At 66.1% G+C, this 23,000-nt stretch carries 18 protein-coding genes and 2 pseudogenes; 13 read left to right on the top strand and 7 right to left on the bottom strand.

Annotated elements, in window-relative coordinates; genetic code table 11:
• Positions 1-882: a LysR family transcriptional regulator gene (locus NWF22_RS16130; RefSeq protein ID WP_160904609.1), complete on the top strand. Its 882-nt coding sequence runs from the start codon at positions 1-3 to the stop codon at positions 880-882.
• Here the strand turns inward: NWF22_RS16130 and NWF22_RS16125 are convergent.
• Together NWF22_RS16125 and fabG are read right to left on the bottom strand one after the other, a co-directional pair.
• Positions 879-2,102, bottom strand: coding sequence for an acetyl-CoA C-acetyltransferase (locus NWF22_RS16125; protein WP_160904610.1), 1,224 nt, complete (start codon positions 2,100-2,102; stop codon positions 879-881). The genes NWF22_RS16130 and NWF22_RS16125 overlap by 4 nt on opposite strands.
• A gap of 46 nt (positions 2,103-2,148) precedes the next feature.
• A complete protein-coding gene (gene fabG / locus NWF22_RS16120; RefSeq protein ID WP_160904611.1) occupies positions 2,149-2,904 on the bottom strand; it encodes a 3-oxoacyl-ACP reductase FabG in 756 nt (251 codons plus the stop codon).
• A 118-nt stretch (positions 2,905-3,022) separates the two neighbouring features.
• Here fabG and NWF22_RS16115 point away from each other — a divergent pair, with 118 nt between their 5' ends.
• Positions 3,023-4,213 (top strand): acyl-CoA dehydrogenase family protein, encoded by a 1,191-nt coding sequence (locus NWF22_RS16115; RefSeq protein ID WP_160904612.1) that lies wholly within the window; start codon positions 3,023-3,025, stop codon positions 4,211-4,213.
• A gap of 123 nt (positions 4,214-4,336) precedes the next feature.
• On the opposite strand, the gene NWF22_RS16110 is transcribed toward NWF22_RS16115, so the two are convergent.
• Positions 4,337-5,470 carry a thiolase family protein gene (locus NWF22_RS16110; RefSeq protein ID WP_160904613.1) on the bottom strand — a complete coding sequence of 378 codons (1,134 nt, stop codon included), beginning with the start codon at positions 5,468-5,470 and terminating at the stop codon, positions 4,337-4,339.
• Between the two features lie 301 nt (positions 5,471-5,771).
• On the opposite strand from NWF22_RS16110, the gene NWF22_RS16105 reads away from it, so the two are divergent.
• The 5 genes and pseudogenes from NWF22_RS16105 (at position 5,772) to NWF22_RS16085 (ending at position 11,830) form a co-directional block, all read left to right on the top strand.
• Entirely contained in the window at positions 5,772-6,968 is a 1,197-nt protein-coding gene (locus tag NWF22_RS16105; RefSeq protein WP_160904614.1) for an acyl-CoA dehydrogenase family protein, read from the top strand.
• An 11-nt stretch (positions 6,969-6,979) separates the two neighbouring features.
• Positions 6,980-7,150, top strand: a pseudogene (locus tag NWF22_RS16100) (acyl-CoA dehydrogenase family protein); the annotation flags it as partial.
• 219 nt (positions 7,151-7,369) lie between these two features.
• Positions 7,370-8,635, top strand: coding sequence for an IS701 family transposase (locus tag NWF22_RS16095; RefSeq protein ID WP_258321171.1), 1,266 nt, complete (start codon positions 7,370-7,372; stop codon positions 8,633-8,635).
• Between the two features lie 103 nt (positions 8,636-8,738).
• Positions 8,739-9,731: pseudogene (locus NWF22_RS16090) on the top strand (acyl-CoA dehydrogenase family protein); the annotation flags it as partial.
• 83 nt (positions 9,732-9,814) lie between these two features.
• Entirely contained in the window at positions 9,815-11,830 is a 2,016-nt protein-coding gene (locus NWF22_RS16085; RefSeq protein ID WP_160903422.1) for an NAD(+) synthase, read from the top strand.
• Positions 11,831-11,884: 54 nt separating this feature from the next.
• Here NWF22_RS16085 and NWF22_RS16080 read toward each other — a convergent pair whose 3' ends face one another.
• Positions 11,885-13,285 (bottom strand): WS/DGAT/MGAT family O-acyltransferase, encoded by a 1,401-nt coding sequence (locus tag NWF22_RS16080; RefSeq protein WP_160903423.1) that lies wholly within the window; start codon positions 13,283-13,285, stop codon positions 11,885-11,887.
• 207 nt (positions 13,286-13,492) lie between these two features.
• On the opposite strand from NWF22_RS16080, the gene NWF22_RS16075 reads away from it, so the two are divergent.
• The 5 genes from NWF22_RS16075 (at position 13,493) to phoU (ending at position 19,590) form a co-directional block, all read left to right on the top strand.
• Positions 13,493-14,005 carry a nuclear transport factor 2 family protein gene (locus NWF22_RS16075; RefSeq protein ID WP_160903424.1) on the top strand — a complete coding sequence of 171 codons (513 nt, stop codon included), beginning with the start codon at positions 13,493-13,495 and terminating at the stop codon, positions 14,003-14,005.
• Between the two features lie 334 nt (positions 14,006-14,339).
• The gene (locus NWF22_RS16070) at positions 14,340-15,338 is read left to right on the top strand and encodes an acyl-ACP desaturase (RefSeq protein WP_160903425.1); all 999 of its coding nucleotides are present in this window, start codon (positions 14,340-14,342) and stop codon (positions 15,336-15,338) included.
• Positions 15,339-15,463: 125 nt separating this feature from the next.
• Positions 15,464-16,549: a tRNA dihydrouridine synthase DusB gene (gene dusB / locus NWF22_RS16065; protein ID WP_233751641.1), complete on the top strand. Its 1,086-nt coding sequence runs from the start codon at positions 15,464-15,466 to the stop codon at positions 16,547-16,549.
• A 164-nt stretch (positions 16,550-16,713) separates the two neighbouring features.
• Positions 16,714-18,825: an LCP family protein gene (locus NWF22_RS16060; RefSeq protein WP_202398885.1), complete on the top strand. Its 2,112-nt coding sequence runs from the start codon at positions 16,714-16,716 to the stop codon at positions 18,823-18,825.
• 102 nt (positions 18,826-18,927) lie between these two features.
• Entirely contained in the window at positions 18,928-19,590 is a 663-nt protein-coding gene (gene phoU / locus NWF22_RS16055; protein WP_160903426.1) for a phosphate signaling complex protein PhoU, read from the top strand.
• Positions 19,591-19,649: 59 nt separating this feature from the next.
• Here phoU and tnpB read toward each other — a convergent pair whose 3' ends face one another.
• Both tnpB and NWF22_RS16045 read right to left on the bottom strand, forming a co-directional pair.
• On the bottom strand, positions 19,650-21,113 hold the full coding sequence (tnpB, locus tag NWF22_RS16050; RefSeq protein ID WP_160903427.1) for an IS607 family element RNA-guided endonuclease TnpB: 1,464 nt from the start codon (positions 21,111-21,113) through the stop codon (positions 19,650-19,652).
• A complete protein-coding gene (locus tag NWF22_RS16045) occupies positions 21,113-21,697 on the bottom strand; it encodes an IS607 family transposase (RefSeq protein ID WP_160903428.1) in 585 nt (194 codons plus the stop codon). Before NWF22_RS16045 ends, tnpB begins: the two co-directional genes overlap by 1 nt.
• A 235-nt stretch (positions 21,698-21,932) precedes the next feature.
• Here NWF22_RS16045 and NWF22_RS16040 point away from each other — a divergent pair, with 235 nt between their 5' ends.
• Positions 21,933-22,082, top strand: coding sequence for a hypothetical protein (locus tag NWF22_RS16040; RefSeq protein WP_202398887.1), 150 nt, complete (start codon positions 21,933-21,935; stop codon positions 22,080-22,082).
• A 139-nt stretch (positions 22,083-22,221) separates the two neighbouring features.
• On the opposite strand, the gene pstB is transcribed toward NWF22_RS16040, so the two are convergent.
• A complete protein-coding gene (gene pstB, locus NWF22_RS16035; RefSeq protein ID WP_160903429.1) occupies positions 22,222-22,998 on the bottom strand; it encodes a phosphate ABC transporter ATP-binding protein PstB in 777 nt (258 codons plus the stop codon).
• Positions 22,999-23,000: the final 2 nt, after the last annotated feature.

The following is a 23,000-nucleotide window of genomic DNA, read 5'->3' as shown; positions in this document are numbered from 1 at the left end:
GTGGAACTCCGCCAGATCGAGTACTTCCTCGCGGTCGTCGAACACGAGGGCATCGGGGGTGCCGCAGGTGCCCTCGGCGTCGCCCAGCCGACGGTCTCGCAGGCACTGCGCGCTTTGGAACGCGAACTGGGCGTGCAGCTCTTTCACCGGATCGGCCGTGGCATGGTGCTCAGCTCAGCCGGCCGCACGATGGTCGGTCCGGCACGACAGATCGTGCGCGACGTCGACGCGGTCGGAGATCTGTTGTCCGCGTCCTCCGACGAGTTGACCGGGCGTCTCGACATCCTCGCGGTGCCGTCGGTGGCATCGGGCCCCCTCGTCGACCTACTGGTCCGATTCCGATCCGAGTTTCCCGGTGTCACGGTTCGTTTCGGCGAACTCCGCGACGAAACCCAGGCTGCGTCGGCCATCGAGGACGGCCACTGCGAGTTCGCCGTCGCCCATCTGCCGATCGCCGGCGACGACCTCGAGGTCATCGTCGTGGGCGAGCAGGAGTACTTGCTCATCTACCCACCCGGGACCCCGGTGCCCGACGGCCCGATCCCGCTGGAGGCGTTGCCCGCGGTACCAATGGTGTTCGTGCCGCGCGGGCAGTCCGTGGCCGACGAGATCGAGGAGGCGATCCGGGTCGCGGGTTCCCGACCGCCGCTGGCCGTCCTCTCCGAGCATCGGGAGGAACGACTTCCCATGGTGCTCGCCGGCATCGGTGGAACCATGCTGGAGAAGACGATGGCCGAGGCCGCCGCCGACCGCGCCGTGGTCCGGACGGTGGAACCGCGCTTCGTCCGTCCGTTCGCGATCGCCTTCGACCCCGCCACGTTGTCGCCGGTCGGTCGGGCGTTCGTGGACCTGATCCGCCTTGTCGTGTCGAGTGGTCGCTAGGAGACGCGCTCGAAGACCGCAGCGAGGCCCTGTCCGCCGCCGATGCACATCGTCTCGAGGCCGTAACGCACCTGCCGCCGGTCCATCTCGCGTGCGAGCGACGCCAGCATCCGAACCCCGGTGGCACCCACCGGATGTCCGAGAGAGATACCCGATCCGTGCACATTCGTGCGGTCGAAGTCGCCGCCGGAACCGAAGCGTCCGAAACCCCATGCACGGGTGACGGCCAGCGCCTGGGCGGCAAACGCCTCGTTGAGTTCGATGAGGTCGATGTCGGCCAGCGAGAGACCGGCCTTGGCCAGCGCCTTCTCGGTGGCGGGCACCGGGCCGATGCCCATGGTGCGAGGCGGGACGCCGGCCACCGCCCACGACACCAGCCGCACCAGCGGTCGCAACCCGTGCCGCTCGGCGACGTCGGGGGTGGTCACGATGCACATCGCGGCCGCATCATTCTGACCGCTGGCGTTGCCGGCGGTCACCGTGGCATCGGGATCCTGTTGACCCATGATGGGCCTGAGCTTGGCCAGCGCATCCACGGACACGTCCGGCCGGGGATGCTCGTCGGTGTCGATGACGCGTTCGCCACCCTTCCCGGCGACGGTCACCGGGATGATCTCCTCGGCGAGGATGCCGTCCTTCTGCGCGCGCACCGCGCGCAGATGCGATTCCACTGCCAACTCGTCCTGTTCGGCGCGACCGATCTCGTATTCCTTGCGCAGGTTCTCCGCGGTCTCGATCATCCCGCCGGGGACCGGATAGTGTTGGCCACCCGCGGTAGAACGCGCCCGAACCAGACTGTCGTGCATGGTGATACCGGTCCGCGCACCACCCCACCGCATGTCGGTCGAGTAGAACGAGGCGTTGCTCATCGACTCGGTACCCCCGGCGACGACGATGTCGTTGTCGCCGCCTGCCACCTGGAATCCGGCCTGGATCACTGCTTGCAGCCCCGACCCGCAACGTCGATCGATGTGCATGCCACCCACGGTGATCGGTAGACCCGCATCGAGCGCGACGACCCGTCCGATGGCGGGGGCCTCGCTGTTGCCGTTGCAGTGTCCGAGGATCACGTCCTCCACCGCCTCGGGCGCCAGGCCGGACCGCTCGAGCATGCCACGCAACGCGGTCACCCCGAGTTCGACTGCAGTGACATCGCGGAACATACCGCCGTACCGCCCGATCGGGGTGCGAACGGGTTCACAGATGACGATGTCCCTCATTGGGCGCCTTTCGTGGTCAACGGTCGGATGGTAGAGCCCGCGGCGGTCACATGAACCGCCCGCCGGTCACCTCGAGCACGGTGCCGGTCATGTACGACGACATGTCGGATGCGAGGAACAAGGCGACGGAGGCGACTTCGTCGACCTCGCCGGGCCGTTGCATCGGGATCTCGGCCATCTTCTGATCCCACGCCTTGGCCGGCATCGCCTCGGTCATCGCCGAACGAATGAGACCGGGCTGGATGGCGTTGACGCGTACCCCGTGGTGCGCCATTTCCTTGGCCGCAGCCTTGGTCATGCCGACGATGCCGGCCTTGGCTGCCGAGTAATTGGTCTGCCCGACCATGCCGACCTTGCCCGAGAGTGACGAGATGTTCACGATCGCACCGCGTTTGGCCTCCCGCATGATGGCGGCCGCCTTGCGCGTCCCGTTCCAGGTGCCCTTGAGGTGAACCGAGATCACCAGATCGAAGTCCTCCTCGGTCATCGTGCGCATGGTCGCGTCCCGCGTGATGCCGGCGTTGTTCACCATCACGTCGAGCGAGCCGAAGGTGTCGACGGCATCGGCGAGCAGGGCGTCCATCTCGGCCGCCACGGTGACATCGCACCGCACCGCTCGCGCCACCTGGGCACCGCCGAGTTTCTCGGCGGCCGCGGTCACGGCGTCCGGGTTGAGGTCGCCGATCACCACGCGCGCCCCCGCCTCGGCAAATGAACGAGCGATCTCGAAACCGATCCCCTGAGCGGCGCCGGTGACGACCGCGGTCCGTCCGTCGAGGAGCAGCTGGGATGAAGAATCCATGTGTCGGAATCTACCGCTCACCGACGCTGAGAACGCTCGTTGATCCATTCAAAGCAGCTAAGGGTGCGAAAGGGAGTTCGATGTGGACCGCCTACGTACGAACCGTCAGAGTGAGAGGATGACCAGTGTCATGAGCAACAGCACCCAACCGCAGGTCAGCGACGACGACTTCGCCGACATTCTCGCGGCGACACGCGAATTCATCCGGGAGAAAGTGCTTCCGCGGGAACAGGAGATCCTCGACGGCGACGCGATCCCCGAGGACATCCGCGCGACGGCCAAAGACATGGGGCTGTTCGGCTACGCCATCCCCCAGGAGTGGGGTGGACTGGGACTCGATCTCACCCAGGATGTCGAACTCGCGATGGAGTTCGGCTACACGTCACTGGCCCTGCGGTCGATGTTCGGGACCAACAACGGGATCGCCGGTCAGGTCCTCGTCGGGTTCGGCACCGACGAACAGAAGTCCACCTGGCTGGCGAAGATCGCCTCGGGCGAGGTCGTCGCGTCATTCGCCCTGACCGAACCGGGTGCCGGCTCCGACCCGGCCGGCCTGCGCACCAAGGCAGTCCGCGATGGAGCGGAGTGGGTGATCAGCGGTGAGAAGAGATTCATCACCAACGCACCGCTCGCCGATCTGTTCGTGGTGTTCGCGCGCACCCGCCCCAAGGACGAGAACGGCACGGGCATCGCGGTGTTCCTGGTTCCCGCCGACACCGCAGGCGTGACGGTGGGCAGCAAGGACCGCAAGATGGGACAAGAGGGTGCGTGGACCTCGGATGTGCACTTCGACGACGTCCGGGTGCCCGGCAGCGCCCTGGTGGGCGGCAGCGAAGATGTCGGCTATCGGGCCGCGATGACCTCCTTGGCTCGCGGGCGCGTACATATTGCCGCGTTGTCGGTCGGCACCGCCCAGCGCGCTCTCGACGAATCGGTCGCCTGGGCCGCCACCGCGACGCAGGGCGGCGCGCCGATCGGCACGTTCCAGCTGGTGCAGGCCATGCTCGCCGACCAACAGACCGGGGTGATGGCCGGCCGGGCGATGGTGCGCGACGCCGCCCGGGCCTGGGTGGACAACACCGATCGACGCATCGCCCCATCTGCCACAAAGCTCTTCTGCACCGAGATGGTGGGTAAGGTCGCCGACCTCGCCGTCCAGATTCACGGCGGCAGCGGTTACATGCGCGAGGTCCCGGTGGAGCGCATCTACCGCGACGTGCGACTGCTGCGACTCTACGAGGGCACCAGCGAGATCCAGCGTCTGATCGTCGGCGGCAACCTCGTCAAGCAGGCACAACGGTCCCGCTGACCCGACTCCGAGCCGGTAGGGCTGTTTTGTGTGTCCAGGGTCGGCGCAGCGACCTCACCGGTGTGCAGAGACCCTCCGCGCTCCCGAGGTCTTCGGCGAGAGGTGAGGTCTCTGCGTGGGACGTCAGAGCAGCTCGACGATGGTGGCGTTGGCCATTCCGCCGGCCTCGCACATCGACTGCATCCCGTACCGAATACCGTTGTCGCGCATGTGATGTACCAGTCGTGTCATCAGGATCGCACCGGAGCCGCCGAGCGGGTGTCCCACCGCGATGGCGCCGCCGAGCGGATTGACCCGGTCGGGGTCGGCGCCGGTCTCGATCTGCCAGGCGAGCGGGACGGGCGCGAAGGCCTCGTTGATCTCGAACGCGCCGATGTCGCCGATCGCCAGCCCGGATCGATCGAGCGCCTTGGCAGTAGCTGCGATGGGACCGGTCAGCATGATGACCGGATCATCACCGGCCACCACCGCGGTATGTACCCGGGCCAGCGGCGTGAGTCCGTGTTGTGCTGCGGTGTCCGATCCCATGACGAGCAGCGCCGCGGCGCCATCGGAGATCTGGGAGGCGTTGCCGGCATGGATGACACCGTCGTCACGGAAAGCGGGCTTGAGCGCCGCCATCGACTCGAGCGTGCCGCCACGACGAATGCCCTCATCCCCTTCGAGAACACCCGGGATGGGTGCGAGTTGACCGTCGAAGGCGCCGGCATCGGCTGCCTGCGCGGCCAGTTCGTGGGAGCGAAGAGAGAACGTGTCGAGAGTGGTCCGGCTCAGCGACCATTTCTGCGCCATCATCTCGGCCCCGATGCCCTGGCTGAAACGATCGACGCCGTAACGGTCGAGGACGGTGGGTGGCTGGCTCTCCCCGTTCGGGGCGGCGCTGCCCATCGGTACGCGGCTCATCGACTCCACGCCACCGGCCACCACGATGTCCTGCTGCCCGGACACCACCGCAGCGGCGGCCATGCTCAGCGCTTGTTGGCTGGAACCACACGCTCGGGTCACCGTGGTACCAGGCACCGACTCCGGCCACCCGGCCGCGAGGATCGCGGTACGGGCCACATTGCCGGCCTGCTCGGAGGTCTGACTGACACAGCCCCAGACCACATCGTCGACCGACGCCGGGTCGAGACCGGTGCGCTCGACCAGGGATTCGAGCACATGAGCCGACAGATCGGCCGGGTGTATCCCCGACAACGCTCCTCGACGGCGCCCGATGGGGCTGCGTACGGCATCCACGATCACTGCATCACGCATGGATCTCCTTCTTCCTTGGCTGACGAGGCGGGCGGCGCGGCCCGTGTGGCCCGCCTGCCGTCATCGCGTGGTCATTCCGCCATCTCGAATACACTCTGAGTGCGGCACGATCACAAGTCGTTTCACGCTCAGGGTCGGATAGGTCCCGCCTATGACTGCCCGATCCACGACCACGGCTCATTGGCTCCCGCTAACCATCCGATAGCCGATGTCCTCGTTCCGCCCGGGACCACGAGCGGGCATGCTGAGAGTGCTGTCACAGCGCAGTGAACGCCTCCAACGAGCGGAGAAAGAGGTCCCGATGGCCCGACTCGCACAGACCCTCGGATTGACCGACGTGCAGTCCGACATCGTCGCGAATGTGCGCCGGTTCGTGGACAAACAGGTCATCCCGGTGGCGCAGGAACTCGAACACAGCGACACCTATCCGCAGGAGATCGTCGACGGAATGGCCGAGATGGGCCTGTTCGGCCTGATGATTCCCGAGGAATACGGCGGCCTGGGTGAATCCCTGCTCACCTACGCGCTGTGCGTCGAGGAACTCGCCCGCGGATGGATGAGCGTCTCGGGCGTGATCAACACCCACTTCATCGTCGCCTACATGATCCGGCAGCACGGCACCGACGAACAGCGGCAACGCTTCCTGCCGCGGATGGCGACCGGCGAGGTGCGCGGCGCGTTCTCCATGTCCGAACCCGAACTCGGCTCCGATGTTGCCGCCATCACCACCACCGCCAAACGCTCCGGCGACGACGAGTACTCGATCACCGGGCAGAAGATGTGGCTCACCAACGGGGCGAGCTCCACACTGGTGGCGGCGTTGGTCCGGACCGACGAGGGCGCCGAGAAACCGCACAAGAACCTGACCACCTTCCTCGTCGAGAAGCCCGCGGGGTTCGGGGAGGTGCTGCCCGGAGTCACCATTCCCCGCAAGATCGACAAGATGGGGTACAAGGGCATCGACACCACCGAACTCATCTTCGACGGCTACCGGGCATCGGCGAGCGACATCCTCGGTGGTACGCCCGGCCGCGGTTTCACCCACATGATGGACGGCGTCGAGGTCGGTCGGGTCAACGTGTCGGCACGCGCCTGCGGAGTCGCCCAGCGCGCCTTCGAACTCGCCGTTCGCTACGCCCAGCAACGGTCCACCTTCGGCAAGCCGATCGCGCAACACCAGGCGATCGCGTTCAGCCTCGCCGAGATGGCCACCAAGGTCGAGGCCGCACATCTGATGATGGTGAATGCCGCCCGGCTCAAGGATTCCGGCGACCGCAACGACGTGTCGGCCGGCATGGCCAAATACCTCTGCAGCGAGTACTGCGCCGAGGTGACCCAGGCGAGCTTCCGCATCCACGGCGGCTACGGCTACTCGACGGACTTCGAGATCGAACGCCTCATGCGGGAGGCACCGTTCCTCCTCATCGGGGAGGGCACCAGCGAGATCCAGAAGCAGATCATCAGCAAAGGCCTACTCCGAGACTATCGCGAGAACTGAGGGGAAACATCGTGCAACGCACCGTGTTCAACGAAGATCATGAGTCATTCCGCAAGACTCTGCGCGACTTCATCGCCAAAGAGGTGGTGCCGCAGTACCCCGATTGGGAGGAACAGGGACACCCCCCACGCAGGTTCTACAACCGTCTCGGCGACCTCGGCGTGCTCGGGATCAAGTGTCCCGCGTCGGAAATTCGTTTCATGAGTTCGGCGGTCCAGGTGGATGCATCGCGAGGCGGCGGAGGAAGCAGGTACTGGATGTACCTGCGACAACGCCAACGAAGCGAGGCGCCGCCTGGGCGTCGAAATCATCAACGAATTTCCGACGCGGGACACTAGTAGGACTTTGTTAGGTCGGTGTGTCGCAACGGATTTCGCTGGTGCGGCTGGGATAATCGTGAGGTGGATGACAGGGAGTTGCGGCGGGTCGAGACGGAGCTGGATTCGTTTGTCGATCAAGTGTTCTCATCGTTGCTCCGCAAGGATCGGCGGGCTGTCGCGGGCTTGTATCTACGTGGCGTGATGCTCGATGGTCGACGCAAATCGATGCAGCCGATGGCGCAGCGATTGCGGGTGGATCATCAACGGCTACAGCAGTTCGTCACCACCTCGCCGTGGGATGTGGGTCCGGTGCGGCGAACACTGTCTCGCAAAGCGTGCGATCTGATCAGCCCGGATGCGTGGGTTGTTGATGACACCGGGTTCGCCAAAGACGGGCCGGCATCGGCGTGTGTGGCTCGCCAATACTCGGGCACCCTCGGCAAGGTCGGCAATTGCCAGATCGCCGTCAGCGTGCACGCCGCGACCGACATTGCCTCAGCTCCGCTGGATTGGCGACTATTCGTACCTGAGAGCTGGGACGATACCGGCGAGGACCTCGATGACTCCAGTCGGGCAGCGATCAGCCAGGCACGCCGCCGCTGCGCGATCCCGTCGGCCGAGCAGCACCGCCGCAAGTGGGAGATGGCCGTGGAGATGATCGATGAACTCATCGACTGGGGACGCATCCCACCGGTGGTCGTCGGTGACGCCGGCTACGGCGACGCCACCGAGTTTCGGCGCGCCCTGACCGACCGCGGCATCGACTACGTGCTGGCGGTCAAATCCGCCACCACCGCCCATACTGGCGATGCGGTACCGGTCACCACGGCGCCCACAGGCCGCCGAGGCCGTCCGGCCGGACCCCGATACCCCGACCCACCGGCGTCCTGCAAAGAACTCGTGATAGCCGCCGGCCGTGCCGCGGCCACCGAAATCACCTGGCGCCAGCCCACCAACCCCGACCCAACTGCTCATGCCACGGTGATGCGCTCACGCTTTGTCACCCTGCGTATCCGACCTGCCAACCGCGATATCCCCCGAGCCGCCGACGGCAGTCTGCCCGTACTCTGGCTCATCGCCGAATGGCCCAGCGGCAAAGCGGAACCCACCGACTACTGGATGTCCACCCTGCCACCCGACACACCCGCCAGCACCCTCGTACGCCTGGCCAAACTCCGCTGGCGCATCGAACACGACTACCGCGAACTCAAAACCGGACTCGGCCTCGACCACTTCGAAGGCCGCACCTGGCTCGGCTGGCACCACCACGCCACACTGGTCACCGCCGCCCACCTCTTCCTGACCACCCTGCGGCTGACCCACCCAAAAGCCTCTGGGCAGGCCTGACCCTCTACGGCGTACTGCGCGAAATCCAACGCGCACTGGCCCATTGGATCGGCACCTGCCCGCTCTGCCACCACACCTTTCCAACCTAACAAAGTCCTACTAGGCCCCCGAGGAGTTCGGGGGTGGCGGTATCAAGGATTTCACCTACTCGATGGTGGTCGCCGAGGAGACGTCGGCGGCGGGGGTGACCTTCGGCAGCTACTCGGTGCACACGAACCTGATCCTGCCCTACCTGATCGAATACGGTTCCGCGGAGCAGAAGCAGCGCTGGTTGCCCGGATTCTGTTCCGGCGACATCATGTTCGCCATCGCGATGACCGAACCGGGCACCGGCTCGGACCTCGCGAACATCTCCACCACCGCCAAGCTGTCCGAAGACGGCAGCCACTACATCCTCGACGGCGCGAAGACGTTCATCACCGGCGGCGCCCTCGCCGACCGTGACCTCGTCGTCTGCCGCACCTCCCCGTTCGACGCGCAGAACCGCCGCTCCGGACTCTCCATCCTCGTCGTCGACACCACCTCCGAGGGGTACTCGGTGGGCCGCAAGTTGGCGAAGATCGGGCTGAAGGCGTCGGACACCGCGGAGCTGTCGTTCAACTCGGTGCGGGTACCCGTCGAGGATCGGCTCGGCGAGGAAGGCGCCGGATTCTCCTACCTCACGCACAATCTCGCGCAGGAACGGCTGACCATCGCCATCGGCGCATCCGCAACCGCGGCCGCGGCCGTGCAGCACGCGCTGGCCTACACCAAGGAGCGCGACGTCTTCGGCAAACCGGTCGCGTCATTTCAGAACACCAAGTTCGTGTTGGCCGAGTGTTCCGCCGACGTGGAGGCGATCCGGCAGTTCGTCGATCGGGCCCTGGAGCTGCACAACGCGGGTGAGCTGTCGGTGCCCGACGCGGCGCGAGTGAAACTGTTCGCCACCGAGACGGCCGGACGGGTCATCGACAAATGCCTACAGCTGCACGGCGGATACGGCTACATCCTCGAATACCCGATCGCCCGCCTCTACGCCGACACCCGAGTGTCGCGCATCTACGGCGGCACCAACGAGGTGATGAAGACGATCATCGCGAAGGACCTGGGCCTCTGAGGCATCGACCATCACGGCCACGACATCGATGCACACCGACTGACCGACGTTTGGCCACACACACCTCGGGATAGGCTCGCAGGGTGTCTGTCTACGACCACGGATTCGCCAGGGTGACCGGAGCGGTGCCGCTCGTCTCGATCGCCGACCCGGCCACCAACGCCGAACGCACCATCGAACAACTGCGCGCGGCCGCCGACGATGGCGCGTCGCTCGTCGTGTTCCCCGAACTGGGCTTGTGCGGCTACAGCATCGACGACCTGTTCCACCAGGATGCGGTGATCGATGCCTGTCTGACGGGTCTGGCGACGATCGTCGAGGCGAGTGCGGGTCTGCGACCGGTGGTCGCCGTGGGCTTGCCCTTGCGCGTCGGTGACGGGCTGTACAACTGTGCCGCGGTGATCCACGACGGCGAGGTGCTGGGTGTGGTACCCAAGTCGTATCTGCCGAACTATCGGGAGTTCTACGAGCAGCGCTTCTTCGCCGCCGCCCGCGACGCACCGGTCACCACCGCCACCGTGCTCGGACGCGAGGTCCCGTTCGGTGCCGATCTGATCTTCGAGGCAGACGACCTCGAGGGTTTCCGTGTGCACGTGGAGATCTGCGAGGACGGCTGGGTCCCCATCCCGCCGAGCACCTGGGCCGCGATGGCGGGTGCGACGGTCCTCGTCAACCTCTCTGGCAGCCCCGTCACCGTCGGCAAAGAGAGCTACCGAAAAGCTCTGTGCACCAGTCACTCCGCACGATGCATCGCCGCCCACGTGTATGTGGCCGCCGGGTTCGGCGAATCCACCACCGACCTCGCCTGGGACGGGGACGCCCTGATCACCGAGAACGGCACCCTGCTGGCCCGGTCCGACCTGTTCGAGATGCAGCCGCAGACCATCACCGCCGACATCGACCTCGATCGCCTCCGGCAGGAGCGGATGCGGATGATCAGCCTGCGCGACCAGGTCGGCGACTTCGCCGACGATCTGAAACCGCTGCGCCGAATCCGGTTCACCCTGGGTCAGGCGACGTCCACCGACGACACCCTGCGCCGCGAGGTGCCGCGCTTCCCGTTCGTGCCGGCCGACTCCGCCGACCGAGATGCCCGATGCCGCGAGGTCGGCAACATCCAGGTGCAGGGCCTCGCGGCGCGGCTACGCGCCACCGGCATGGAGAAGATCGTGATCGGTGTCTCCGGCGGGCTGGACTCGACCTTGGCGTTGCTGGTCGCGGTGGACACCTTCGACCGGCTCGGACTGCCGCGACAGAACATCCTGGCTTACACGATGCCCGGTTTCGCCACCGGTACGGACACGCTGCGACGCGCACACGTGCTGATGGACACCCTCGGCGTGAGCGGCAGTGAGATCGACATCCGACCGTCGTGTGAGCAGATGCTGGCCGACCTCGGACACCCGTACGCACGTGGCGAGAAGGTCTATGACGTGACGTTCGAGAACGTGCAGGCCGGTGAACGCACGTCGCATCTGTTCCGGTTGGCCAACCATCAGGGCGCGTTCGTGCTGGGCACCGGGGACCTGTCCGAGCTGGCGCTGGGGTGGTGCACCTATGGTGTCGGTGATCAGATGTCGCACTACAACGTGAACTCGTCGGTGCCCAAGACACTCATCCAGCATCTGATCCGGTGGATGATCGCGACCGGCGCGTACTCCGACGAGACGGCCGAGGTACTGACCGAGATCCTCGACGACGTGATCTCCCCGGAGCTGGTGCCCGCCGACGACGACGGGCGGATGCAGAGCACCGAGGACACCGTGGGCCCCTATGAGCTGCACGACTTCTTCCTGTACTACCACACCCGCTTCGGCTACCGACCCGACAAGATCGCGTATCTCGCCGGGCAGGCGTGGGGGGATCGTGACCGCGGCGCGTGGTCGGCGCTGATGGCGGTCGAGCGGCGCAACGAATACGACGCGGAGACGATTGACAGCTGGCTGCGGGTGTTCTTGACGCGGTTCATGACCAGCCAGTTCAAACGCAGCGCGATGCCCAACGGACCGAAGGTCGGTTCGGGTGGTTCACTGTCGCCGCGCGGGGACTGGCGGGCGCCGAGCGACGCGGGTGCGCGCACGTGGCTGGAGAGTTTCTGAACCGACGTCCGTGATGTCACCCCACCGTCGTCACCCACCGACGTCGACCCGATCTCAGTCGCAGACTTCGAGGAGCTGTTTGAGTTCCTCGTCGAACGCATGCGCGATCGACCAGACATCGGGCGTCTGATCGGTACACGCGACGACGCCGACGTTGAGGTGACCGTCGGCGGAGAAGACGGTGATGTTGAGGCCGAGACCATGGAAGATCGGCCCGAGCGGATACACCGAAGTCACCCGGGCACCCAGGAAGTACAGCGGGAAGTCGGGACCGGGAACATTGGAGACGAGCACGTTGAAGATCGGCGGATGACTGGTCGCCAGGTGGCGGTCACCGTAGAACTTCATCAACGTCGACATCGTGGTGCCCGGCGCGAACTGCGCCCAGCCCCGCAACATGTTCGCGTCGATCTCGGCGTGGTGTTCCTTGGAGGTGCGGGTGAGTTCGGCGGCGCGCTCCACCCGCTCGACCGGGCCGGCCAGGTCCGACGGCAACCGCGTGAACATGCCGGTGACCTTGTTCGTTCCGGTGGTGACCAAGGAGCTCTCGTCCGAACCGTGCACCGACACCGGCACCATCGCGATGAGCGGTTGCTCGGGGAGCTCGTCGTGTTCGAGCAGGTAGCTGCGCAGCGCTCCGCCGGTGATGGCGAGCACCACGTCGTTGACCGTCACCCCGAAGTGGTTCTTCACCCGTTTCACGTCTCCGAGTGAGAGCTGGGTCAGGGCGATCGCCCGGTGCGGTGTGATGGGGCTGTTGAAGCGGGTCCGCGGTGCCTGAAACGGTGCGGGCATCGCCGACTTCGAGCGACTGCGGCGGAACCACCCGATCGGGACGCTGACGGTGCCCGGCACCAACTTGGCCATCGCGATCGGTCGCTGCACAAAGAAGTTGACCGCACCGCCCACCGCCATCGAGGTTCGCGATGACGGGCCCGCCGTCTCCTCCACCTTGTCGTGATCGAGATCCGGCGATTCGGGTGTGAGCGTGCACAGTTGGGCGAGCATCTCGGCGCTGGTCACCCCGTCGGTGCCGGCGTGATGCATCCGGAGCATCGCCGCGATCTTCCCGTCGGACAGACCTTCGATGATCCAGAGTTCCCACAGCGGCTTTCCGCGGTCGAGGGTCTGACCGGCGAGATGGCCGCACAGTTCGGCCACCTCGAGTTCACCACCCGGCGCCGGCACCGCGACCCGATGCACATGTCGTTCGATGTCGAACCGGTCGTCCTCGATCCAGACCGGATGATCGATGTTGAGCATCGAGTTGTCGAGTTTGCGGCGGAACGTCGGCATCGCGGCAATCCGGCGTTCGAGTTCGTCGCGCATCTTCTCGAAGCTGTAGCCGCCGGGCACAGTGGAGGGGTCGATCTCCATCAGCCCGATCACTTGCATCAGCTGAGATCTTGTCTCCAAGTACAGAAATGACGCGTCGAGTCCACTCAACCGCTGCATGCGATCACCACCTGCTCCCACCGATCTACCTACACACCCACCTGGTGGCGCCCGAATCGCGACGTCGCCGGCCGGCCCCCTCCGAATATGCGAGCCGCACTCAATCATGCCTGAGCACCCCACCCACCCGCGCCGGTTCAGCTCAGGTGGCCGGGCGCCGGCGAAGCGGCACGAACGAGAACATGTTCAGGGTAGGGTCGCACCCCGATGAGCACATTCAGCCACGCCGAACTCGACGACGCATTCCGTGGATTCCAGCAGACGGTCGCCGAGATCGCGGTGTCGCGCGACTGGGACCGGTTCGCCGAGATGTTCACCACCGACGCCCGGTACATCGAACACGCACTGGGCACCATGTCCGGTCGCGCGGAGATCCGGGCATGGATCTGGAAGACGATGACCGCATTTCCCGGCAGCCACATGACCGGGTTCCCGTCGCTGTGGCACGTCGTCGACGCACCGACCGGCCGGGTGATCTGCGAGGTCGACAATCCGATGCGGGATCCCGGCGACGGCACACTCATCACCGCCACCAACATCACGATCCTCACCTATGCCGGAGAGGGGCTGTGGAGCTGCGAGGAAGACGTGTACAACCCCATGGAATTCGGGCGGGCCGCGGCGAGCTGGTGTGAGAAAGCGGAGCAACTCGGTACCCTTGACGCCGAAGCGGCTCGATGGCGGGCGAGCATCGGGACCATGTTCGCCCGACCCACCTGAACCGCACTGCACCGAGCGTCGGGGTCGGTGAGAAGCCGGTGGACGCCATCCTCCGGCCGGTGGTGAATCCGCCCGATCGGCTGTGAATTCACTGCGAACGGTACCGGCACGAGCCGGTATCGGGCACCATCGACGAGGCGTCGCAGACAACGTCATCGCAGGTGACCGAGGACACGTGAGCCAGACGTAACGAAGCGTGGCCGCGGTTACGATTGCGTAGGTATGGACTTGGGTCGACCGGCCCGGTGACGTACGCTGGACGACTGATCACCGTGTCAGTCGGGCGCCGAGACCACCAGACACGATATGCGGACAACACCGTTCGGAGGAAAGAATGGCACGCGAGCTGACCCAGCTTGAACTGCTCAAGGAGCTGTCGCCGGTCGCCGAGGAGAACGTCAACCGGCACCTGAAGATCGCCAAGGACTGGAATCCGCACGACTATGTCCCGTGGGACGAGGGACGTAACTTCGCAGCACTCGGTGGCGTCGACTACGACCCCGAGCAGTCGCAGCTCGACGAGGTCGCCAAGGCCGCGATGGTCACCAACCTGCTGACCGAGGACAACCTCCCCTCGTATCACCGGGTGATCGCCGAGAACTTCTCGATGGACTCCGCATGGGGTCACTGGGTCGGCCGATGGACCGCCGAGGAGAACCGGCACGGCATCGTCATGCGCGACTACCTCGTGGTGACCCGTGGCGTCGACCCGGTTGCCCTCGAGGAAGCCCGGATGATCCACATGACCAACGGCTACGATCCGCTGCTGGCCGCCGCCGACCGCGCCGAGGAGATGAAGGAGAAGGGCGAGGAGGTCGGACTGCTACATTCCGTCGCCTACGTCACCTTCCAGGAGCTGGCCACCCGCGTCAGCCACCGCAACACCGGCAAGGCCTGCGCAGACCCCATCGCCGACAAGATGCTGCAGCGCATCGCCGCCGACGAGAACCTGCACATGATCTTCTACCGCAACATCTGCGGCGCCGGCATGGACATCTCCCCGGACCAGACGCTGCGCGCGGTCACCGACATCGTCACCAATTTCCAGATGCCCGGTGCCGGGATGCCGAACTTCCGCCGCAACGGCGTGCTGATGGCCAAGCACGGCATCTACGACCTGCGCCAGCACCTCGAAGAGGTCATCATGCCGGTCCTGCGCAAGTGGAAGGTCTTCGAGCGCGAGGACTTCACCGCCGAGGGGGAGAAGACCCGCGAGGAACTCGGCGCCTTCCTCGAGCAGCTCGAGAAGGACACCATCCGGTTCGAGGAGATGCGCGACCGCTCGCTGGCCCGCGAGGCCAAGAAGCGGGAACGGGAGCAGCAGGCATCCTGAGCACCACCACGATCAGCCGACCGGCGCCTTCGGACACCGAAGGCGCCGGTTCGACGTTGCCCGCGCCCCACCCTGCCCTGCGCATCGGCTCCATCGAACTCGCCAGTCCGGTGGTGCTCGCGCCGATGGCCGGCGTCACCAACGTCGCCTTCCGCACCCTGTGCCGCGAGCTCGAGCTCGCCCGCACGGGCACCGTGTCCGGCCTGTACGTCTGCGAGATGGTCACCGCCCGCGCGCTCGTCGAGCGGCATCCGGTCACCATGCACATGACGACCTTCGGTCCGGATGAGAATCCGCGATCGATGCAGCTCTACACCGTCGACCCCGAGAACACCTACGCGGCCACCAAGATGATCGTCGACGAGAATCTCGCCGACCACATCGACATGAACTTCGGCTGTCCGGTGCCGAAGGTGACCCGTAAGGGTGGCGGGTCGGCAATTCCCTACAAGCGCAAGCTTTTCGAGCGCATCGTTGCGGCCGCGGTGAAGGCCACCGAAGGCACCTCGATCCCGGTGACCGTGAAATTCCGCATCGGCATCGACGACGACCACCACACCCACCTGGACGCCGGCCGCATCGCCGCCGCCGAAGGCGCACAGGCCGTCGCGCTGCATGCGCGCACCGCATCCCAGCGTTATTCGGGGACCGCGAACTGGGACGAGATCGCGCGACTCAAGGAGCACGTCAGCGAGGTGCCGGTACTGGGCAACGGCGACATCTTCGAGCCCGCCGACGCCGTCGCCATGATGCGCCGCACCGGTTGTGACGGCGTGGTGATCGGACGGGGTTGTCTCGGCCGACCGTGGCTGTTCGCCGAACTCGCCGCCGAGCTGAACGGATTCGACGCTCCCGCTGCACCCGACCTCGGTGAGGTGTCGAAGATCATCGTGCGCCACGGCGAGCTCCTCGCCGCGCACCACGGCGAGAACAAGGGCATGCGCGAGATCCGCAAGCACGTCGCCTGGTACCTGCGCGGCTTCCCGGCCGGCTCGGATCTGCGCAACCGGCTCGCACTCGTCGGCACCCTCGACGAACTGCGAGAACTGGTCGCGACGCTGCCCGACGATGCACCGTTCCCGGAGGACGGCCACGGACCGCGAGGCCGGCAGGGTTCGCCGGCGAAGGTGGCGCTGCCGGAGGGATGGCTCGACGATCCGTACGAGGACGTCGTACCCGAGGGTGCCGAGGTCATGCACTCGGGCGGATGACCACCGGCGCGCACGTCCGCGCGGTGGCTGAGAGATCTTCTCAGGTGCAATCAGTACTATGACGCGGAGGTTCCGCGTGCGCGGGGCCATGTCATGGTGCGCCAGAAGTGGTGCGCGAGAGCCGACAACCCGGCGCATCGCGTCGGGGTCGAGGGGAATCAGAGTTGAGTCGTAGGCGATCGGGACCGGACGAACCGGCCGACGAGGGCAACACGCCCCGGCGGAGTCGTCGCGCGGGCCGCTCCGGAGCCTCCAACGACTTCTCGGAGATGTTCGGGCAGGCGCCCGCCAACGACATCCCGGCCCACGGCGCACTCCATGAGCCGCGCGCCACCGACCGCTACGTGCGTGGCCGCACCCGGCTCACCGTGCGTGAGCTGATGGAACAGATGAACGCCGGCGGCGAGGCCACCGGAGCGGCCGAAGATGCCGGCCCGCGCAGGCAGCCGCCGGCCGACGAGGCGCCGACCGAGGTACACCGGTTCGACGACCTCGAACGCTTCCCCAACGCCAACGACGTCACCCAGAAGATCCCCATGGTCCGGCCGCCGGAGACGGTGTCCGACGCCGGCGTCGACCTGTCCGACGACGCCACCCGCGAGCGTGTCACCGCCGAGTCGCGCGGCCAGGGCAGCCGGGTGCGGCCCCTGCAGCCCACCCCGGACCTCTCCGACACCATTCCCCCGCGGTCCCGCCCGCTGCGCCACCCCGGCGCCGGCGCCCGTACCGACCGAGCCACCCTCGGCCACAACGTCACGGTCACCGGCCGCATCCTGGTCGCCGTCGCCTGCGTGATGGCACTGGTGGGCACCGGGTTCGTCTGGGGATATCTGCAATCGGTGGACGGCAACTGGAAGACCATCAACGCGGTCAACCCCGAAGACACGAACATCCGCAACAAAGAGGCGCAGTACGGCGACGAGAACTATCTCATCGTCGGCACCGACACCCGCGCCGGGCAGAACGCGAAGGTCGGCGCCGGTACCACCGACGACGCGGCCGGCGCCCGCTCCGACACCATCATCCTGGTCAACATCCCGGCCAACCGCAGCCGTGTCGTCGCCGTGTCGTTTCCGCGCGACCTGCAGGTGGACCGGCCCGAGTGTCAGCAGTGGGACAACGAGACCGGCACCTACGGCGAGCCCCTATCCGCCGCATACGGGGTCAAGCTGAACGGCGTCTACGCCGATGGCGGGCCGAAGTGCCTGGTCAGCGTCATCACCCAGATGAGCGGCCTCAACATCAACCGATTCATCGCGATGGACTTCTACGGGTTCGAAAAGGTGGTGCGCGCGGTCGGTGGCGTTCAGGTGTGCTCCCCGACCCCGCTCTACGACTACGAACTCGGCCAGGTCCTGCGCAAGCCGGGTACCCAGACACTGAACGGACGCCGCGCGCTGAACTACGTGCGCGCCCGCAACATCGCGTCGGAGGGCAACGGCGACTACGGACGCATCAAGCGGCAGCAGCTGTTCATGTCGTCGCTGCTGCGGTCGACACTGTCGGGCAATGTCCTGTCGAGTCCCAACAAGCTCAACAGCATCGTCAACACGTTCATCGAGTACAGCTTCGTCGACGGCGTCGACACCCAGTCGCTGCTGAATCTGGCCGAGTCGATGCAGGGCATCGAAGCCGGACGGGTCACCTTCCTGACCATCCCCACCTCGGGTACCACCACCGATGGTCTGAACAACGAGATCCCGCGCACCGACGACATCAACGCGATCTTCAACGCGATCATCGACGATGCACCGCTGCCCGGTGAGCAGGCCAGGGAGCAGGCGTCTTCCTCGAGCAGTTCGGCGACGTCGTCGACGACATCGAGCAGCACGGCGTCGGAGGCGGAGGTGGCGCCGACCCAGCTGTCGGCGACCGCGCAGAATCCCGGCAATGTGGGTGTCCGGGTACTCAACGGAACCGGGCGGGCCGGGGCCGCCGGCGACACCTCCGATCAACTCGTGTCGATGGGCTTCGACGTACGCGGGGTGGCCGATGCGTCGGAGAACCGCGAAGACACCGTCATCCGGTACGGCGCCGGTGAACAGGACTCCGCCGCCACCGTGGCCACGATGTTCCCAGGTGCGTCGATCCAGCTCGACCGCACGGTGAAGTCCGGAGTAGAGGTGATCCTCGGGTCCGACTACGACGGGTCGGTGGGGTCTGCGGCCGCGGTCGGCAGCACCATCTCGGTCCCCCACCTGCCGCCTGCCTCGAACTCGTCGGGACTGCCCAACGATCTCGCGGTGACCAACGCGGGCGACACGACCTGCAGCTGACCTGCGGGAACGCACCGAACAGAACAGTTTGCACCGGGCGTTCACGGCTCGTTCATCCACAGGGTACGCAGTCGGACGGATGTGCCACGTATTGTGGTGACCATGCGTACCGCCTACCATGAGCAGCTCGATGCGCTCAACACCATCCTCGGCGAGATGTGCGAACTCGCCGGCTCCTCGATGGCCCGCGCCACTCAGGCCCTTCTCCAAGCCGACCTGTCGGTCGCCGAAGAGGTCCTTTCCGAGACCGAGAAGATGAATCAGCTGTCGGCCCGTGCCGAGGAGCAGGCGTTCGCCCTACTCGCCCTGCAGGCGCCGGTGGCCGGCGATCTCCGTGGCATCGTCAGCGGGTTCCAGATCGTCGCCGATGTCGACCGTATGGGCGCACTGGCACTGCATGTGGCCAAGGTGGCCCGCCGCCGCCACCCGGCCAAGGCCCTGCCCGAAGAGGTGAACGGCTATTTCGCGGAGATGGGCCGCCTGGCCGTCCAACTGGCCACCACTGCCCGTGAGGTGCTGAACTCGCAGAACCCGCAGGATGCCCTCCGCCTCCAAGAGGACGACGATGCGATGGACGACCTGCACCGGCACCTGTTCACGGTCCTGATGGACCGTGAGTGGAGCCACGGTGTGGCAGCAGCCGTCGACGTCACCCTGCTCGGCCGCTACTACGAGCGGTTCGCCGATCACGCGGTGCTGATCGGTCGCCGCGTGGTCTTCCAGGCGACCGGGCAGACGCCTGAGCAGTTCCAAGAGGTCTCCTGAGACACTCCGTTGCCTTCTGGTGAGCAAACGTGAGCATTGCTGCTGTGTCTGCGGTGTCATCAGGCAGCCTCGCCTTGCGGTGAGGCGGTCCCCGTCTGACCAACACTGGTGGTGTTGTGCGGGGTTGACGTTTCATCGCCTCCTGCGTCGCCCGCTTGCGCGGGGTCGGTCTCCTGGCTGGCTCCACGTCCTGCCACCGAGCCACTCTCGGTGGGACTCTGTTCACCCAGGGTGCGGGTGTCGCCGAGTCGGGCGAGGTTGATCGCGGCGTTGCGATCACGATCGATCCGCACGCCGCAGTTGTCACACACGAACACCCGATCCGCCAGCGACAGTTTGGTTTTCACTGCCAGGCAGGCCGAGCATGTTTTCGATGACGGATACCAACGGTCGGCCTCGACGAGAACCGAACCGTACCACCGTGTTTTGTAGCCGAGCAGCCGCCGGATTTCGGCAAGCGACGCATCAGCTAACGCCCGATTCAGGCCACGTTTGCGCGAACCCCCGGCCGAGCCCATCCCGGCCGCGTTCAATGTTTCCACCACGATCACCTGATGGTGCTGAGCGAGTGTGGTGGTGGCCTTGTGTAGGACGTCGCGGCGTACCGCTGCGGCGCGGGCGTGGGTACGCCCGATCCGCTGCTGCGTGACGCGCCACCGGTTCGACGGCTGCTGCCGAGTCTGGGTGGCCGAATCATAGCGGCCACGCTGGCGGGCAGCGCGCCGCTGCAGCGCCCGTAGCCGATGCTGGGCGGCGGTCAACGATTTCGGCGCCGCGACCCGCGCCACTTCACGCCCGTCCGGGGTAGCCACAACCAGCAGACTGTCAGCCTTCACCCCGACATCAACACCCACCACCGGCGCCTGGGCACCGACATGGCCGGGTACCGCGACTGCTCGCTGCACGACGACCTGAAATGCCACATGCCAGCGGCCTGACGCGTCTTCGGACAGAGCGGCCGAGAGAACCCGGGCTGTCCCGTTATCGATGCGGCGAGCCAACTTTCGGGTCGACTCGTGCGTCTTGATCCGCCCGATCCTGGGCAGAGTGATGTGGTGGCGGTCGGTCTCGACCCGGATAGTGCCGGTCGTGAACCGCACCGACCTACGTGCCCGCGCGGACTTGAACCGCGGGAACCCGACCGGTTTCCCCGCACGTTTGCCTGCACGCGACTTGCCCCACGCGTCCAAGCCCCGAGCCAAGGCGTCGAGTCCGGAGCTGTAGGCCTCTTTCGAGTTGTCACCCCACCACGGGGCGACCTCGTCCTTGCGCGCATTCCACTGCTTACGTAAACCAGCCAACGACCAATTCAGTAGCGGCGTCAACTCAGCCTCGACGATCCCGTACGAGCGTTCCGCGGCCCGTTGATCGATCACCGCCTTCACCACCGCCAGCATCACATTGTGGGCAAATCGTGCACCCCCGGCATGAGACCGGAACGCCCGCACCTGCGCAGGCGTGGGATCGAGCGCGAACCGGTACGCCTGGACCGTCCAACCCGCGGGCACCTCGAACCGGGCCATCAGCCGAGCCCGGTCGTCTCGGCATGTTTGGTAGCGGTGACAGCGCGCATCGCCCGATTGCGTGCACCACGACGGCCATACAAACGCGCGCACATCGACGTCAACACCTCGATCATGTCGCGGACCAGATCATCGTCGGTCTCACCCTCATCAGTCACCACGATCCGACGCCCCTGCGCCGACAACGCCGCTTCGAGATACTCCACCCCGAACCGCGCCAGACGATCACGATGCTCCACAACCACCACACTGGCAGACGGGTCCGACAACACCCGCCGCAGTTTCGGACGCTTCCCATGCAGTCCCGACCCGACCTCACACACCACCTCACCAACCTCGTGGCCATTCGCAGTCGCCCACTCGGTGAGCCGGGCCACCTGACGATCCAAGTCCGCGCGCTGATCATGGGAACACACCCGCGCATACACCACCACCCGGCCACCACCACCGACCTCAGCAACATCGACCCAGATCGTGCCCGACTCCAGACGACGAGCAGACACCGGCATCCGATCCTCCCGAAACCACCGATACGCAGTCTGCGGATGCACCCCCTGCGACCGCGCCCACTCAGCCAACTTCACCCCACTCAGCAAAACACACATTCGATCACGTTTACTCACAACGTAAGGAACAGTTCACAACCCCGACCGCACCGCCGGACCCGTGTGACGAGGCCGGCGGTGCGGTCGTCTGCGGGGTGTGTCGTCAGTGGCGTCCGATGCGAGGCAGGCCCCTGCGCCACCCCACTGAGATGGCGCTCACCATGTCTGACTTGGGATTTCGTCGACCGCCCCGACGCACGCTATGGTGTCCGACATGGATCGACACCATCGTGTGGAACCAGATTTCAACGCCGCCGACGACGACGATCACGCAGCGGCGGCGCATCGTCGGCAGATCCTCACCTACAGTGGCGTCACCCTGTCGCTGATCGCGCTGCTGGTACTGCTGATCGCCAGTATGTGACCTCGGCAGCTCGGTAGATCCCCAACCCGGTAGATGACCGGCAGATCCCCTCGGGCAGGGACGACTCCACACAGAAATGACTTCGCGCCGCGACCCGGTGGGGTTCGCGGCGCGAAGCCTTCGAGTGGTCCTCGGCGGATCAGCCGAAGCGACCGGAGATGTAGTCCTCGGTCTCCCGCTTGGTGGGTGCCGAGAACATCGTCTCGGTGTCGTTGATCTCGATCAGCTGTCCGGGCTGCCCCACACCTTCGAGATTGAAGAACGCCGTCTGGTCGCTCACACGCGCGGCCTGCTGCATGTTGTGGGTGACGATGACGATGGTGTACTCCTTTTTGAGCTCACCCATCAGGTCCTCGATGGCCAACGTCGAGATCGGGTCGAGCGCCGAACACGGCTCGTCCATCAGCAGCACGTCCGGGGAGACCGCGATCGCGCGGGCGATACACAGACGCTGCTGCTGGCCGCCGGACAGGCCACCACCCGGCTTGTCGAGCCGGTCCTTGACCTCTTCCCAGAGGTTCGCGCCGCGCAGGCTGCGCTCGCACACCTCGTTGAGCTGCGACTTGTTGCGCACACCCTGCAGCTTGAGTCCGGCCACCACGTTGTCACGAATCGACATGGTGGGGAACGGGTTGGGCCGCTGGAAGACCATGCCGATGGTGGTGCGCACCGCGGTGGGGTTGATGCCCTTGGCGTAGATGTCCTCGCCGTCGAGCAGCACGCTGCCGACCGCGTAGGCGCCCGGGATCTCCTCGTGCATACGGTTGAGCGTGCGCAGCACCGTCGACTTGCCGCAGCCCGACGGGCCGATGAACGCGGTGATGCTGCGCGGCGGGACCGACAGCGTGACGTCCTTGACGGCGTGGAACTTGCTGTAATAGATATTCAGATCTTTGATGTCGAGGCGCTTGGCCATGA

The sequence above is a fragment of the Gordonia mangrovi genome (assembly GCF_024734075.1).
Classification (GTDB): Bacteria; Actinomycetota; Actinomycetes; order Mycobacteriales; family Mycobacteriaceae; genus Gordonia; species Gordonia mangrovi.
The sequence above is the reverse complement of the archived record's forward strand: the minus strand, read 5'-3'. Positions and strand labels throughout refer to the sequence as shown.

What these genes read in the sequence shown, in the direction of transcription:
- NWF22_RS16125 (WP_160904610.1), bottom strand. Translation starts at nt 2,102, where the DNA reads ATGAGGGACATCGTCATCTGTGAACCCGTTCGCACCCCGATCGGGCGG.
- fabG (WP_160904611.1), bottom strand. Translation starts at nt 2,904, where the DNA reads ATGGATTCTTCATCCCAGCTGCTCCTCGACGGACGGACCGCGGTCGTC.
- NWF22_RS16115 (WP_160904612.1), top strand. Translation starts at nt 3,023, where the DNA reads ATGACCAGTGTCATGAGCAACAGCACCCAACCGCAGGTCAGCGACGAC.
- NWF22_RS16110 (WP_160904613.1), bottom strand. Translation starts at nt 5,470, where the DNA reads ATGCGTGATGCAGTGATCGTGGATGCCGTACGCAGCCCCATCGGGCGC.
- NWF22_RS16105 (WP_160904614.1), top strand. Translation starts at nt 5,772, where the DNA reads ATGGCCCGACTCGCACAGACCCTCGGATTGACCGACGTGCAGTCCGAC.
- NWF22_RS16080 (WP_160903423.1), bottom strand. Translation starts at nt 13,285, where the DNA reads ATGCAGCGGTTGAGTGGACTCGACGCGTCATTTCTGTACTTGGAGACA.
- NWF22_RS16075 (WP_160903424.1), top strand. Translation starts at nt 13,493, where the DNA reads ATGAGCACATTCAGCCACGCCGAACTCGACGACGCATTCCGTGGATTC.
- NWF22_RS16070 (WP_160903425.1), top strand. Translation starts at nt 14,340, where the DNA reads ATGGCACGCGAGCTGACCCAGCTTGAACTGCTCAAGGAGCTGTCGCCG.
- dusB (WP_233751641.1), top strand. Translation starts at nt 15,464, where the DNA reads ATGGCCGGCGTCACCAACGTCGCCTTCCGCACCCTGTGCCGCGAGCTC.
- phoU (WP_160903426.1), top strand. Translation starts at nt 18,928, where the DNA reads ATGCGTACCGCCTACCATGAGCAGCTCGATGCGCTCAACACCATCCTC.
- tnpB (WP_160903427.1), bottom strand. Translation starts at nt 21,113, where the DNA reads ATGGCCCGGTTCGAGGTGCCCGCGGGTTGGACGGTCCAGGCGTACCGG.
- NWF22_RS16040 (WP_202398887.1), top strand. Translation starts at nt 21,933, where the DNA reads ATGGATCGACACCATCGTGTGGAACCAGATTTCAACGCCGCCGACGAC.
- pstB (WP_160903429.1), bottom strand. Translation starts at nt 22,998, where the DNA reads ATGGCCAAGCGCCTCGACATCAAAGATCTGAATATCTATTACAGCAAG.